At 58.3% G+C, this 13177-nt stretch carries 15 protein-coding genes, 1 tRNA gene and 1 pseudogene; 9 read left to right on the forward strand and 8 right to left on the reverse strand.

Translation table 11 applies throughout. The annotated features are described in order from the left end of the window. Positions 1–1124: pseudogene (locus ABIQ96_RS25200) on the reverse strand (alpha-L-arabinofuranosidase); the annotation flags it as partial. Positions 1125–1260: 136 nt separating this feature from the next. Here ABIQ96_RS25200 and ABIQ96_RS25205 point away from each other — a divergent pair. Beyond that, positions 1261–2355 (forward strand): LacI family DNA-binding transcriptional regulator, encoded by a 1095-nt coding sequence (locus ABIQ96_RS25205; RefSeq protein WP_348217429.1) that lies wholly within the window; start codon positions 1261–1263, stop codon positions 2353–2355. A gap of 186 nt (positions 2356–2541) precedes the next feature. Here ABIQ96_RS25205 and ABIQ96_RS25210 read toward each other — a convergent pair. Then, a tRNA-Met gene (locus ABIQ96_RS25210) sits at positions 2542–2618 on the reverse strand. A 127-nt stretch (positions 2619–2745) separates the two neighbouring features. On the opposite strand from ABIQ96_RS25210, the gene ABIQ96_RS25215 reads away from it, so the two are divergent. Then, complete coding sequence (locus ABIQ96_RS25215) at positions 2746–3609, forward strand: 3-methyladenine DNA glycosylase (RefSeq protein ID WP_348217430.1); 864 nt, start codon at positions 2746–2748, stop codon at positions 3607–3609. A 6-nt stretch (positions 3610–3615) separates the two neighbouring features. Here the strand turns inward: ABIQ96_RS25215 and ABIQ96_RS25220 are convergent, their stop codons facing one another. Next, positions 3616–4479 carry an NAD(+)/NADH kinase gene (locus tag ABIQ96_RS25220; RefSeq protein ID WP_348217431.1) on the reverse strand — a complete coding sequence of 288 codons (864 nt, stop codon included), beginning with the start codon at positions 4477–4479 and terminating at the stop codon, positions 3616–3618. A gap of 51 nt (positions 4480–4530) precedes the next feature. Continuing rightward, entirely contained in the window at positions 4531–5604 is a 1074-nt protein-coding gene (locus ABIQ96_RS25225) for an LOG family protein (protein WP_348217432.1), read from the reverse strand. A 92-nt stretch (positions 5605–5696) separates the two neighbouring features. On the opposite strand from ABIQ96_RS25225, the gene ABIQ96_RS25230 reads away from it, so the two are divergent. The 3 genes from ABIQ96_RS25230 to ABIQ96_RS25240 are packed head-to-tail and all read left to right on the forward strand — an operon-like array spanning position 5697 to position 7339. Next, positions 5697–6137, forward strand: coding sequence for a nucleoside deaminase (locus ABIQ96_RS25230; RefSeq protein WP_348217433.1), 441 nt, complete (start codon positions 5697–5699; stop codon positions 6135–6137). A gap of 37 nt (positions 6138–6174) precedes the next feature. Beyond that, the gene (locus ABIQ96_RS25235) at positions 6175–6774 is read left to right on the forward strand and encodes an OmpH family outer membrane protein (RefSeq protein ID WP_348217434.1); all 600 of its coding nucleotides are present in this window, start codon (positions 6175–6177) and stop codon (positions 6772–6774) included. Between the two features lie 46 nt (positions 6775–6820). Further along, on the forward strand, positions 6821–7339 hold the full coding sequence (locus ABIQ96_RS25240; RefSeq protein ID WP_348217435.1) for a hypothetical protein: 519 nt from the start codon (positions 6821–6823) through the stop codon (positions 7337–7339). Positions 7340–7409: 70 nt separating this feature from the next. Here the strand turns inward: ABIQ96_RS25240 and ABIQ96_RS25245 are convergent, their stop codons facing one another. The 4 genes from ABIQ96_RS25245 to ABIQ96_RS25260 form a co-directional block, all read right to left on the reverse strand. Then, on the reverse strand, positions 7410–8006 hold the full coding sequence (locus tag ABIQ96_RS25245) for an MBL fold metallo-hydrolase (protein WP_348217436.1): 597 nt from the start codon (positions 8004–8006) through the stop codon (positions 7410–7412). A gap of 90 nt (positions 8007–8096) precedes the next feature. Continuing rightward, a complete protein-coding gene (locus ABIQ96_RS25250; RefSeq protein WP_348217437.1) occupies positions 8097–8297 on the reverse strand; it encodes a hypothetical protein in 201 nt (66 codons plus the stop codon). Positions 8298–8316: 19 nt separating this feature from the next. Continuing rightward, on the reverse strand, positions 8317–10077 hold the full coding sequence (locus tag ABIQ96_RS25255) for a sodium:solute symporter family protein (RefSeq protein ID WP_348217438.1): 1761 nt from the start codon (positions 10075–10077) through the stop codon (positions 8317–8319). Between the two features lie 86 nt (positions 10078–10163). After that, positions 10164–11303 (reverse strand): aldose epimerase family protein, encoded by a 1140-nt coding sequence (locus ABIQ96_RS25260; RefSeq protein ID WP_348217439.1) that lies wholly within the window; start codon positions 11301–11303, stop codon positions 10164–10166. 100 nt (positions 11304–11403) lie between these two features. On the opposite strand from ABIQ96_RS25260, the gene ABIQ96_RS25265 reads away from it, so the two are divergent. The 4 genes from ABIQ96_RS25265 to ABIQ96_RS25280 are packed head-to-tail and all read left to right on the forward strand — an operon-like array spanning position 11404 to position 13176. Beyond that, positions 11404–11847 carry a GAF domain-containing protein gene (locus tag ABIQ96_RS25265; protein ID WP_348217440.1) on the forward strand — a complete coding sequence of 148 codons (444 nt, stop codon included), beginning with the start codon at positions 11404–11406 and terminating at the stop codon, positions 11845–11847. 39 nt (positions 11848–11886) lie between these two features. After that, entirely contained in the window at positions 11887–12357 is a 471-nt protein-coding gene (locus tag ABIQ96_RS25270) for a R3H domain-containing nucleic acid-binding protein (RefSeq protein WP_348217441.1), read from the forward strand. Then, positions 12354–12827: a DoxX family protein gene (locus ABIQ96_RS25275; RefSeq protein WP_348217442.1), complete on the forward strand. Its 474-nt coding sequence runs from the start codon at positions 12354–12356 to the stop codon at positions 12825–12827. Before ABIQ96_RS25270 ends, ABIQ96_RS25275 begins: the two co-directional genes overlap by 4 nt. Before the next feature lie 4 nt (positions 12828–12831). Further along, positions 12832–13176: an acyl-CoA thioesterase gene (locus ABIQ96_RS25280; protein ID WP_348217443.1), complete on the forward strand. Its 345-nt coding sequence runs from the start codon at positions 12832–12834 to the stop codon at positions 13174–13176. The last annotated feature ends 1 nt before the right edge of the window (position 13177 follow it).

A 13177-nucleotide genomic window follows, 5' to 3' on the forward strand; every position in this document is an offset into this window, starting at 1 on the left:
TTGATCGCCTTGACGAAGAGCGGCCAGCGCTCGGCGTAGTCGGGGCCGCCGTTTTCGTTGCCGATCTCGACGATGCGGAGATTGAACGGCGCGGGGTGGCCGTTTTTGGCGCGAAGCGAGCCCCACACGGAATCCGCGGGACCGTTGGCGTATTCGATGGCGTCGAGCGCGTCCTGTACCCACGCGCCCATGCGGTCGAGCGGCACGGACTCGCGGTGCGCCATGCCGACGTTGATGCAGAAAACGGGTTCCGCGCCGAGGTCCTCGGACAACTGGAGATACTCGTGGTAGCCGAGGCCCTGCGTGGCGTTGTAGTCCCACAGGTTCTCAAGCTGCGTGCGGGAGGCGGCGTCGCCGAGGGTGTGCTTCCACTGGTAGGCTCCGGCGATTTCCTCGCCTTCCACCCAGCAGCCGCCGGGGAACCGGAAGAAGGCGGGCTTCAGTGAGTCCATCGCTTCCGCGAGATCTTCGCGCAGGCCGTGATTTTTCCAGGTCTTCACCGGCATGAGCGAGATCATGTCGAGAAACAGGGACGCCTCGCCGGGCACGCGCAGCTTCAGCTTGCCGCGCGGGTCGGACTTGGAAGGTGTGAGCGTAAGGGTGTACGGTTTCCAGTCGGTGCCGAAACCGGAGAGTTCACCGGAAGCGATCACGGCATCGGAGGAGTCGCAAAGCTGGACGCTTAGCGCGCCTTTGAAGCCATCTTCCGCGCGGGCGGCGAGGCGAAACGTGCAAGCCTCGCCAGCGACGAAGCGCATGCCCCAGTAGCCGGTGTTCTCCATCACGCAGCCTGCGCCGCCGGAACGCACGTGCAGGCTGCGGCGGTTAAAGGCGTTCAACGGGCGGGACTCGTCGATGGATCGAGACGGTTCGGCTCCAATCCCGGCGGCGGAGGTGTAGTTCCAGTAACGCAGCCCGTCGCTGCCTTCGAAGGAACGGTTCCGAACGAGTTCCGGATAAAGCCCGCCGTCGGCCGCGAGGTTGATGTCCTCGAAAAAGATTCCCCAAAGCAGCGGCGAAACCGCGTGTCCAGGATTGTCGGCCTGAACCGAAATCGTCGCGGGAGCGGCGATGGCACTCAAGGTGACGGCGGCAAGCAATGGGAATATCAGCAGTTTTTTCATCACTATGGCTTGGAATGGAAATACCTGCGCCGAAAGCGGCCCGGGCGTTTGTCGGGAGTTTACAATGAAGCGAAACACAAACCCGTCGAACGCTATTGCGCTTGAACGTTTAAGCTGCCAAACCATTCGTCTTTTCATGAGCAAACCCGATCACCCGACCCCGCAACGAACCGAGGAATCCGCCTCGCCAGAACCGAGAGTCACTCCGAAAGCCGTCACCCTTAAGGACGTCGCCCGGGAGGTCGGCGTGACGATCGCAGCGGTGTCACTCGCCTTGAAAAACCACGCGTCCATTTCCGAAGCCCGCCGCGAAGAAATCCACGCCACGGCCGCACGCTTGGGCTATCGCCCCAACGCCATGGCGACCGCGCTCGCCCATCACCGGGAGCAGTCGCGCTTTCATCCGGTGCAGGCCGCACTCGCCTTCATCAACACCTATCCGGATCCGGCAGGACTACACGCCCAACCCGCCTTCGAGGATTGGTGGCGCGGAGCCACCGTGGCTGCGGAGAAATTCGGATACCGCCCGGAAGAATTTTCCGTAAACGCGAAGCAGCCGCTCAAGCGGCTGGAGCGGATCTTTCTCACGCGCAACATCCGCGGAATCATCATCGGACCATTGCCGCCCGGAGAGTCCTGTGTGAACTGGGAGGCATTTGCCTGGAACCAATTTTCGGTGGTGCGCTGCGGATTCCGAGAGCAATCACCCCCTTTTCACTTCGTCACCAGCGCACAAGCCACAAACACGATGCTTGCCTTCGATAAGATCCGCGAACGCGGCTACCAACGCATCGGATTCGCCGGATACTGGGACAAGGCACGGATGTTTGGCGCGGGCTTTCATTGGTCGCAGGACGAACTCTCGTTGGAGGCCCGCGTGCCGCCGTTTCTTTTCTCGAAGGAAACTCCCGAACAGGACCAACAACCTCGGTTCGAAGAATGGCTGAAGAAAGCGAAACCGGATGCCATTCTAACTGACAGCCTCGCGGTCCCCACAATGTTAGATGAGGCCGGCTATCGCGTCCCTGAGGACATCGGGCTTGCGGCGACCAACGTCCGCGACATGCCAGTGGATGCCGGGATTGACCAAAACCCCGAGGAGATCGGCCGGGTTTCCGCCTTGGCGGTGATCTCTCTCATCCACGACAACGACTTCGGCAAACCGAAATTCACTCGCCAAATACTAGTGCAAGGCGAATGGGTGGATGGGAAAAGCCTTCCGGTCCGATGAGTCGCTTTCCAATGGCCGTGCCCGGACACACTAACAGCCTACTGAACGATACCCGGATTCGCGGAAAAGGACGATCCAAACTTCGATGGGTCGTTCGTTTTCGGGCACGGCAGACATCCCCCCTCCCGGTCGGTCCCCCGCAAAAGGCGAAAGCCGTTGATCTCCTTGGAAATCAACGGCTTTCATTGGTTGCGGGAGTAGGATTTGAACCTACGACCTTCAGGTTATGAGCCTGACGAGCTACCTGGCTGCTCCATCCCGCGATTGGAACCATGCGCCTTTCGGCGCGGGGCGGCATAATTAGGGGCGGCGGTTCGGATTCGCAAGGGAAATTTTGCCTTTGTTTGAGGTTTATGATTTTTTCGCGGCGCGATGATTTCCAGCCCTCCGATGACCATCCTTGCCACCAGCGAGTGGAAGGAACTCGCCGCGGCCCACCGGGCTCGGGCGGAGCGGCATACCTTGCCGGCCAGAAGGCGGCGGGACAGCCGGGAGTTGCATCCGGTGGAGGATTTTCTGTTCGAATATTATCCGTATGCGCTGGCTCTGTTGGAGAAATGGCATCCGGGATGCGGGGTTGGTTTGGAGTGGGATTCACCCACCCTGCCCGCGCCTTTTTCGGACCGATGTTACTCGGTGGCCAGCAGTTGTTTTTTCGCGGATCCCGCGCTGATTTCCGGCAGGGAACGCCAGCGGTTGAAATGGATCGGCGAACTGTTAGCGGCGACGCGGGACCGAGCTCCAAATTTCGCGTGCCACGGGCTTCACGAGTGGGCGATGGTTTACCGGGGCAAGGACGTGCGGCATGAGAAGACGACTCCGTTGCGGCTGCCGCAGGCGGAGATCGACGCACTGGTGGAATCGCGGGCAATCAGTTGTTCGCATCACGACGCGTTCCGTTTCTTCGCAGCGGAGGCACGGCCGATGAACCGGCTGCAGCCGACACTGGATAGCCGGATTTCGTTAGAGCAACCGGGCTGCGTGCATGCGAACATGGATCTCTACAAATGGGCGGCCAAGGCGATGCCATGGATCGGGACGGAGATTCTGTTGGACTGCTTCGAGTTGTCGCTCGAACTGCGGGATCTGGACATGCGGGCGAGCCCTTACGACCTAACTGAATTCGGACGCGAGCCGATCCGCATCGAGACGGCGGAGGGACGCAGGATTTACGAAACGGAGCAACGGAGGCTGGCGTTGCTGGCTGTGCCGTTGCGGGAACGGTTGATCGCCGGCTTGCGTCTGCCGGAGTGATTTTCGTTAGACGCCCTGCCAGTGGAGTTTCTGGCGGAGCGCACCGTAGAACGAGCGGCCTTCGAGCCTGAGGAGAAGAAAGGATCTGGGAGCTTTTTTCACTTCGAGCCGATCGCCCGATTCGATGTGAATGCTATCGCGGCCGTCGACGGTGAAGATCATGGGGCCGCTGTCCATGGCCTCGGATGAAAGCTCGATGACGGAATCATCCGATAACACGAGCGAGCGCTGGCTGAGGCTGTGGGGACAAATGGGCGTGATGACGAAGACCGCGGCACTGGGAGAGATGAGCGGGCCACCGGCTGATAGAGAGTAGGCGGTTGAGCCGGTGGGAGTGGCCACGATCAGACCGTCGGCGCGGTAGTCGTTGAGCAGCTCGCCATTGACCTGGGCCCGCAATGAGATGAGGCGTCCGGTATCGCCGCGGGCGAGCGTGACCTCGTTGAGCGCGATGAAGGATTCCGGAGGTTTTCCCGGCCGGTGGACGGTGGCTTCGAGGAGCGTACGGACACTGGTGGTGAAACGGTTTTGCGCCACGGCGGAGGCGAAGACGTCGAGTTCGTCGTCAGTGCAACTGGTTAGAAACCCCAAGGTCCCGATGTTGATCCCGGCGACGGGCTTTTCAAAATTTCCGAGTTTCGACAGGGCGTGAAGCATCGTTCCATCACCACCGAGCACGGCGGCGACATCGACATGGGTCGAAAATTCTTCGGCCGGAATTCCGCCGGTTTCCCCCGCAAGGGTGGCGGTATCCTCGTCCAAAACCGCGGTGCAACCGCGTGATTTCAGGGCGGCGCGGAGGGCGTGAAGGGTGGGTAGCGAGCCGGTTTTGTGCGGATTGACGAGGATTCCAACATTCACGATCAACACCCTAACGAAGGAATCCACCTGCTGGCAAGCCGCACAAACGGGTATCCAGAATCAGGCGACCGCAGTCTTCGCAGGAACGACGAGGCGCTTAACGGTGGGGATCAAGTCGTCGAGCTCCTCCACCACGACGAATTCGCCGTCGTAGCACCAAGTTCCCAGCATCTCGATGAGTGGCGTCCAGAAGGACTTTCCGGCCGCGTCCTTGCGGTTGAAGATGACGACGGGTTTTCCGACCATCGAGGGGTGGCCTTGATTTTTGAAAATCATCAGGGCGATCATTTCCTGAACGGTGCCGGAACCACCCGGAAAAATGACGAAGGCGTCCGAGTTCTGGATCATGATCTCCATCCGGGTGTAGATGTCCGGCTTCAGCCAGAAGCTGGAAAGTCCGGTCGGAAGCCCTTCGAGTTCAATGATGTGAGGCACGTTCGAGCCACCGGTCCAGCCGCCGGCATCGACGGATCCACGGACGACTTCGCCCATGATTCCGGAACTGCCCGCACCGGAAACACAGCCCATGTTATTTTCCGCAAGTTGTTTTCCAAACTCGTAGCCGTCGTTCAAATAGGCCGGATCCTCGATGGAGGCAGAGCAGAAGACGCAGACGTTGCCCTCGTGATTCTCCGGCAGCGGGGTCTCGAACGAACCCACCGAGCTGGTGCCAATTTTTTCGCGTCCGACGCTGGGAATGCCATCGCGGCGGGTGGTTTCCAAGTGTTCCAGCACGATCTCCGGCGACTCGGCGAGCAGGAGGTAGTCCTCGTGGTTTTGTTTCACGGTGCCGAGGCCGTTCAGGTGCTTGAGCAGCGCGAACAAGCGGTCCCACGAACCGTCGGAATTGAGCAATATCGTGGGCTTGCCGGCCAAGTTCACGTCGAGGGTCTGATAGCCGACGAAAATTGAAACCGCCTTGAACATGTCCTCCAGCGTGGCGCCCGGGGTGAACACGAAGGCGTCGGACTCGATGATCTTGCGCTCGATGTTGGAGAGGGAAATCCGCTGGTCGCCGTTGGAATTATAGATGTCCCAGCCTTTGCTAAAGAGGCTGTAGAGGAGACGGGCACGGACTTCGCGGTTGGGATCTTTTTCCCCGCGGACGGTTCCAGCGAGACGGACTTTTGGCATGATGGTGATGAGTGGGAGTGAACATAAGGCAATTTCCGTGCCGATCTGTAATTTATCGACGATGCGGCGTGCCAACTGCATATTCAAAACCCATGGACCCATTCATGCAAGCGGCAGTTGACGAGGCGCGGCAAGGACTGGCCGAGGGCGGAATCCCGATCGGCAGCGTGCTCGTTCACCAGGGAAAAATCATCGGCCGCGGCCACAACCGCCGGGTCCAGAAAGGCAGCACCACCCTCCACGGGGAAATGGATGCCCTGGAAAACGCAGGTCGCCAGAGCGCGGCGGTCTATCGGGAGTGCGTCATTTACACCACGCTGTCCCCCTGCCCGATGTGCAGCGGGGCGATCCTTCTCTATGGCATCCCAAAGGTGGTCATCGGCGAGAACGTGACCTTTCTGGGAGACGAAGCGCACCTGACCTCGCGGGGCGTCGAACTGGAAGTTCTTAACGAGCCGGAGTGCGTCGCGATGATGACGGATTTCATTTCCAACAAGCCGGAACTTTGGAACGAAGACATTGGCGAACCTTGACGATCCGGTGTGCTTGCTATTTCATGCTCTCACCCGCATGAAACCCCTCCAAGCCATCCCGCTGATCCTGATCACCTCGGCACTGGCGGCTTCCGCCGCGCCGAAGTTCGCGCTGGTTAGAGTCAAGGACATCTATTCGTCGCTGCCTTCCACGACGGCGCTTCAGGAGCAGATCAAGAAAGAGCGGGACGGCATCATGAAGGACGAGCGCGCCGAACAGCTGCGCAAAATCATTTCCGAACTTCAAGGCCTCCAATCCCAGCTTTCCGACAAGACCAAGCCACTCGACGAGGCAACCAGCAAATCCCTCGCGCGAACTTACGAAATCAAACGCCAGGAAGCACTCACGCTCCAACAGGAGTTCGAAGGCTTCCAGACGGAACAGGAAAAGGTGATCAACAAGAAGATGGTCACCGGGATGAGGGAATCGCTCGACCGGATCGCCAAGGTCTCGGCTCAGATTTCCAAGGAACGGGGCTACGACGCCGTCTTCGACAGTTCAGGCAATACCAACACCGGAGTTCCCGTCATTCTCTTCAGCAAAAACGCGCCGGACATCACCGCCGACATTCAGGCAGCCTTGAAGGACCGCGAATCGGCGGTGGCTTCCGAGAAGAAAAAGGATCCCGCCAAGTGAGATTTTAAGCGCTGGATTGTTGGCCGAAGCTTCCCATCTTATCTCCATGGACACCCTGACCGCCGCTCTTCAAAACCCCTTCACTTGGGGTCTGCTTCTCGGCCTGTTGATAGCCGCATTCATTTGGAAGTCCGGTTTCAGCGCCCGGCGCAATGTCGCCCGTGATTTGAAGCGGGTGGAGGGCGAATTGAAAAACCTCCAGAATCACCTGAACACCCAGCTCAAGATCAACGCCAGCGGCAACGAATCACTGCAAGCCGAGCTTGAAACCCTGCGCAAGCAGAACGAGATCTTGCGGGTCAACAACGCCGCGCTCCAACAGAAACCGGGACGTGCCGAACAACGTCAGTTGCAGATCCAGGAAATCGCCATCCGCACGATGCGCGAACAGGCCCCCGGATTCGCTCCCGCGTGGGAGAAAGCGATCCGCCAAGGCGAGAGTGAGATCGACGCCGTGGAGTCAGGCTTGGTGAAACTGGTCCGCCGGGTGATCCCGGGACTGGGGAATTCCTCCTCCCCGCAAACCGCCCTAACGGTGACAGAGGAAACGACGGATCATCCCTAGGAACGTGTCACGGCTGTCTCAGCCGTGATCCGCGCCGGTTCAATTCCCGACTGAGACAGTCGGGACACTATCAGTCCAGATAGGGGTTCGTTTCAGCCTCCACGCCGATCGTCGTGCCCGGTCCGTGTCCCGGTAGAACCCGCGTTTCGGGCGGAAGGATCATGAGATGTTTCGCGATGCCATCCAACAACTGAGTCGTGCTGCCACCCGGCAGGTCCGTCCGGCCGATGGAACCGGCAAAGAGCGTGTCTCCTGAAAAGACGATGCCGTGATCCGCCAGATGAAACGTCACGCTGTCGGTCGCATGCCCGGGGATGTGGGCGAGCGAAATTTCCAACCCCGCGATCTTCAACGGCTTGCCCATCGCAAATTTCCGGTCGATCCGATAGGGCGGCACGGCCACCGGCAAGCCCAGTGATTCCAAGGTCAGATCCTTGGAATAATCATCCAGCGCATGAAGGCGCGCACCCGTGGCTCTGAGCTCCGCAGCATCGGTGACGTGGTCGTAATGTTGGTGTGTTAGAAGCACGTCATCGATACGAACACCCCGACGGGCGACCCAGTCGGTGATTCCTTCCGGCGCATCGATGAGGAGGTTGCCGTCGGGCGTTTCGACGAGGTAACCGTTGGTCTGGACGAAGCCACCGGTGTATGTGGTGATTTTCATGGAGCTGATGGAGATTGTGATTTGCAACGAAAACGCCCCGTCCGGAATGAACGGGGCGCTTTGGTAGATAAGGACGGAACCTTGGCCGGTTCAGGCTTTTCTGGCCCGGAGGGCGAGAAGAAGCATGACACCACCGAACACCAGCAGGACGATACCCCACGAAATGTTGATGTTGTGCTTAAGGGACTTGTCGTAAATTTCGCTGCCTTGGGTGACGAAACCGTATCCGGTCAGGATCACTCCGAAGAGTGAAAAGAGAATGCCAATTGGCAGGCGGAGATCGAAGTTCATGAGTTGAATGGGGTTTGAATTAACGGAAGATGATGTTGAGAATCACCGCGACGATCAACACCACGGTGCCGACGACGGCGGGACGCTTCCACATCGGCTCGTTCTCTTCCTTGATTTTTTCAGTGAGGGAATAAACCAAGCCGACAAGCTCGCCATCAGTCTTGGTGCGTTTGGTGATCATGGAGATGCCGATCGTGATGAAGAAACAGAAGGTCCATGCGACGATGGCCAGCCAGAAGTTCTGGGCCATGCTGGAGGTGAATTGATAGTGACTGCTGATCCATGCTCCTTTCACCCACGGGATCGTCTGACCCGCTTCCAGGATTTGCGGCGAGCTGATGCCATGAAAGATCATGGCGCAAATGGTTCCAGCCAGCAATCCGTAGAAAGCACCGTGACCGGTGGTCCTTTTCCAAAACATACCGAGCAGGAAGGTGGCGAACACGGGCGCATTGACGAAGCCGAACACCAATTGCAGGAAGTCCATGATGTTATCCACGTTCTTCGCCACGTAGGCGAAACCGATGGAAATGATGATCCCGGCGACGGTGGCGAACTTGGCCATCCACATGTAGTGGGCGTCGGATTTCCCCTTGCCGATGTAGGACTGATAGATATCGTAGGTCCAGACGGTGTTGAAGGCGGTGACGTTGCCAGCCATCCCGGACATGAACGACGCCATCAGAGCGGTAAGGGCGAGGCCCAACATGCCCGTCGGCAGGTAGTGGGCGATCAGCGAAGGAATCACAAGGTTATAGTCGGTCGTGCCGTTCACACCGAGCGGAATGCTATAGTTCGCACCGGCTTTGGCGGCGAGGCCCAGGGCAATCATACCAGGCAGGATGACGATCACGGGAAAGAGCATTTTCGGAATTGCTCCAATGATCGGGGTGCGGCGGGCATCGCCCATGGTCTTCGCCGCCATGGCACGCTGGACGACGAGGAAGTCCGTACACCAGTAGCCAAAGGAAAGAACGAAGCCGAGGCCGAAAACCATGCCGAACCACTCGACGCCCATTGGATTCGCAGTGGTTCCCATGTATTTCCATGAGTGAACAAACTGATCACCGTTGTTTGTCATTAGCGACTCCTTCAGACCACTCCAGCCGCCCAGGTCGTTGAGGCCGATGATGACCAACGGCGCGAAGCCTAGGACGATGAGGAAGAATTGAAGAACTTCCGTGTAAATCGCCGAGGAAAGACCACCTTTCAAAACATAGGCGAGAACGACGACTGAAGAAACGATGAGCGAGACATTGTAATCCCACTTGAGCAACAAATGAAGTAGCGCTGCCAAGGCATGGAGGGATGCTCCCGAAGAAGCGACGGTCATCACGGCGAAGGAAACCGCATTCAAGCCACGGGTTTTTTCATCGAAGCGCAGTTTCAAATACTCCGGCACCGAGCGGGCGCGGGATCCGTAATAAAACGGCATCATGAAGATCGCGAGGAAGATCATCGCAGGAATCGCGCCCACCCAATAGAAGTGAGCCGTCATGATCCCGTATTTCGCGCCGGATGCCGCCATGCCGATCACTTCCTGAGCGCCAAGGTTGGCGGAGAGGAAGGCCAGACCCGTGACCCACACGGGAATCGAGCGTCCGGAAGTCAGGAAGTCGGAAGCCGACTTCACGTGCTTCTTCAACACGAAGCCGATGCCGATGACAACCAGGATGTAAACCCCGAGAATCAGGTAATCCACCGAGTGAAGGTTGATCTGTGGTGCGGAGCCGGCTTCTACTACGGCGGCGGCGAGGATGGGAATATGCAGGTCTATCATGGATCTTGTCGGTTGGGTCTTTGGAAAAAACGAGAAAGCCCCCGAGGGATTTCCCCACGGGAGCAAGCGTTATTATCCGGGATGGATCACTCCGCGGAGAATTTGAAAGTCATCTTGTGCTCGTAATTTTCGCCCGGGCGGAGAACCGCTGTCGGGAACGAAGGCTTGTTAGGAGCGTCCGGGAACCCTTCGGTTTCGAGTGCGAGCGCGGTGCGGTAGGCGTAAGCGACACCGCCCTTGCCGACAGCCTTGCCGTCGAGGAAATTGCCGCAATAGAATTGGACGGCTGGCTTGTTGGTGGAAATGGTCATTTCACGGCCGGACTTCGGATCCTTGACGGTCGCGGCGAGATGCATGTCACCGCCTTTTTTCAAGACCCAGGCGTGGTCGTAACCACCGCCGAGTTTGAGAGCGTCGAAGTCGTCGTTGACCCGGTCACCGATGGCGGTTGGCTTGTTGAAATCCATCGGAGTTCCTGCGACTTTGGCGATTTCCCCGGTCGGGATGAGACCCTTGTCGGTAGGAAGGTAGCTGTCGGCATTCAGCGTGAGGACGTTGTCGAGGATCGTCTTGGTCGGGTCACCGGAGAGATTCCAGTAGGTGTGTTGGACGATGTTGAGAACCGTCGGTGCGTCGGTGGTGGCCTTGGCATCCCACTTCAGCTCGTTGTCGTCGTTGAGGGAGTAGGTCACCTTGACGGATAGATTCCCCGGATAACCTTCTTCGCCGTCCTTGGAGAGGTAGTCGAATTCCACCGTGTTATCTCCAACGACCTTGCCAGTCCAGAGAACCTTGTCGAAGCCCTTCAAGCCGCCGTGGAGGGCACATGGCACCCCACCGGGATCGTTGTTGGTGGCGAGGGTGTAGTCCTTGCCGTCGAGCGAGAATTTGCCGTCCTTGATACGGTTGCCGAAGCGGCCGACGGTGGACCCGAAATACGAGGTGTTAGTCAACCAACCGGCAAGGGTGTCGTAACCGTGGGTGATGTCAGCCATTTTGCCCGACTTGTCCGGAGTCTCCATCGAGACCAGAATGGCACCGTATTCAGTGACGCGTGCCTTGAGTCCGTTCTTGTTGGTCAGGGTGAAAATCTTGACTTCTTTCCCATCTGGCAATTTGCCGTAAACTTCGGTTTTCACATTCGCTTCTTTCGCCATCGCGGTGTTTTGTTGGCAGGCAATCAGACCGATGGCCAGCGCTGAAATTAACAAGTGGGTTTTCTTCATACGCCCAAGGGTTTGGCGGATATTCCGGATCATGCCAAGCGCCAATTTTACCCTCATATGGGGGGTGACGGACAGGTCGGCCCGTGATAGAGCATTGGCCATGTCAAACGCTGTGAAATGGGATGCGCTGCTGGAATCAATCCTCGGGAATTTCGGCTGCCAAACGGGCACAATCCACCGCTCAACGGGTGACGGAAAAACTCTCAGTTTGGTGAGTCAAATCGGGGTTCCGGAGAGTCTGTGGGACAAGATTTCCGTCATCCCGTTCGGCAAGGGAATCGCCGGAGCCGCCGCCGAGCGCAAGGAACCGGTCGAGCTCTGCAATTTACAGGAAGACCTCGGCGGAGTAGCTCGGCCCGACGCACGCAAGACCGGGGTTTCAGGATCGCTGGCCGTGCCGATTTTTTCCTCAACCGGCGACGAAGTCATCGGCACGCTCGGGATCGGCAAGTTCGCGCCATATGACTTCACCGAAGCGGAAATCCAGCGCCTGAAGGAGTTCGCGGAAGAAATCGCAGGACATTTTGAAGATAAACAGGACTGAGGTGATTGACCCGGGCTTGGATGTGATTAGACTCCTGCCATGACGACGGTGGAATCAGCAACCAAGATCCTCGACACCATGCTCGGGCACCTGGGGTTCACGGCGACGATCGAGCTCCAACAAACCAATGACGGCCCGTGCCTGCAAATCCACTCGGGGGAAAGCGAGGCGCTCATCGGCAAGGACGGCGACCGGCTTGATGACCTCCAATATCTGGTCAACCGGATCGTCCGGAGACACTACCCGAAAGCCGAGCGGATCAAGGTGGATTGCGGACATTTCAGGTCCATCCAGGAAGACCACCTGAAAGAGGAAGTGAAGGGAATTGCCGAGCGGGTGAAAGCCACGGGCAAATCCTTTCAAATGCGCCCGCTGAACGCCTATTATCGTCGGCTGGTTTACAATATCCTCGTCGACGACCCGCAGATCGCGTCCCATTCGCCGGAGGGTGACGATCGTCTCAAACGGATCACGATTTCCGCCAAACAATCTCCCGGCTCTCCTTCATGAAAAAATTCTTCTTCGACTGCGGCACTCGTGACGCCACCGCATCACTCGGATTTCTGGCACTGCGTGTCATGGTCGGCCTGATGATGCTCATCGGCCACGGGATTCCGAAAATCAAAAACTATCAGGTGAACAAATCGCTGTTTCCCGTGCCTGATTTCCTCCCGTTCAGCCTGTTGGATCACCGGATGAGTCTCAACCTGTGCATCGCGGCCGAGGTCGGCGCGGCTCTCATGGTGATTCTCGGTTTCGCCACACGCCCGGCAGCTTTCATCCTGGCATTCACCATGGTAGTCGCCGCTTTCAGCTATCTCGGTGCGGCCCCCTGGTTCCAAAGTTCCCCCACCCTCGTCGAGACCAAGGAACTCGCGGTTCTCTATGTGATCCCGATGATCGCGATCATTCTGGCAGGTGCAGGCGGCTACTCGCTCGATGCCGCCCTTTGCAAGGACAGCAAACGCCGCCGCTGGTGAATCCATGGAAACCCACCGACTTGTTCTCCCCGGCGATCTGAACCAATACGGATTCCTCTTTGGCGGCCGTCTGTTAGCATGGATCGACGAAGCCTCGTGGATTGCCGCGAGTCTCGATTATCCGCACTGCCAGTTCGTCACCGTGGCGATGGACACCGTGGAATTCCATCACAGTGTTAGGGACGGCACGATTCTCAGGATCACCTGCGAGCGTGAAAAAGAAGGCACCACCAGCGCGACTTACGCGGTGAGAGTGATCGACGAAAAAGCCGGATCCGCCGCCATTTTCTCAACCCGCGTGACGTTCGTCAGCGTCGACGACTCGGGACAAAAACGCAGCATCCGCTGAA

The organism is Luteolibacter sp., from assembly GCF_039920825.1.
Taxonomy (GTDB): domain Bacteria; phylum Verrucomicrobiota; class Verrucomicrobiia; order Verrucomicrobiales; family Akkermansiaceae; genus Luteolibacter.

Bases quoted from the DNA above. Each gene is read 5' to 3' on its own strand.
- ABIQ96_RS25205 (WP_348217429.1), top strand. From the start codon at position 1,261: ATGAGCAAACCCGATCACCCGACCCCGCAACGAACCGAGGAATCCGCC.
- ABIQ96_RS25215 (WP_348217430.1), top strand. From the start codon at position 2,746: ATGACCATCCTTGCCACCAGCGAGTGGAAGGAACTCGCCGCGGCCCAC.
- ABIQ96_RS25225 (WP_348217432.1), bottom strand. From the start codon at position 5,604: ATGCCAAAAGTCCGTCTCGCTGGAACCGTCCGCGGGGAAAAAGATCCC.
- ABIQ96_RS25230 (WP_348217433.1), top strand. From the start codon at position 5,697: ATGGACCCATTCATGCAAGCGGCAGTTGACGAGGCGCGGCAAGGACTG.
- ABIQ96_RS25235 (WP_348217434.1), top strand. From the start codon at position 6,175: ATGAAACCCCTCCAAGCCATCCCGCTGATCCTGATCACCTCGGCACTG.
- ABIQ96_RS25240 (WP_348217435.1), top strand. From the start codon at position 6,821: ATGGACACCCTGACCGCCGCTCTTCAAAACCCCTTCACTTGGGGTCTG.
- ABIQ96_RS25245 (WP_348217436.1), bottom strand. From the start codon at position 8,006: ATGAAAATCACCACATACACCGGTGGCTTCGTCCAGACCAACGGTTAC.
- ABIQ96_RS25250 (WP_348217437.1), bottom strand. From the start codon at position 8,297: ATGAACTTCGATCTCCGCCTGCCAATTGGCATTCTCTTTTCACTCTTC.
- ABIQ96_RS25255 (WP_348217438.1), bottom strand. From the start codon at position 10,077: ATGATAGACCTGCATATTCCCATCCTCGCCGCCGCCGTAGTAGAAGCC.
- ABIQ96_RS25260 (WP_348217439.1), bottom strand. From the start codon at position 11,303: ATGAAGAAAACCCACTTGTTAATTTCAGCGCTGGCCATCGGTCTGATT.
- ABIQ96_RS25265 (WP_348217440.1), top strand. From the start codon at position 11,404: ATGTCAAACGCTGTGAAATGGGATGCGCTGCTGGAATCAATCCTCGGG.
- ABIQ96_RS25270 (WP_348217441.1), top strand. From the start codon at position 11,887: ATGACGACGGTGGAATCAGCAACCAAGATCCTCGACACCATGCTCGGG.
- ABIQ96_RS25275 (WP_348217442.1), top strand. From the start codon at position 12,354: ATGAAAAAATTCTTCTTCGACTGCGGCACTCGTGACGCCACCGCATCA.
- ABIQ96_RS25280 (WP_348217443.1), top strand. From the start codon at position 12,832: ATGGAAACCCACCGACTTGTTCTCCCCGGCGATCTGAACCAATACGGA.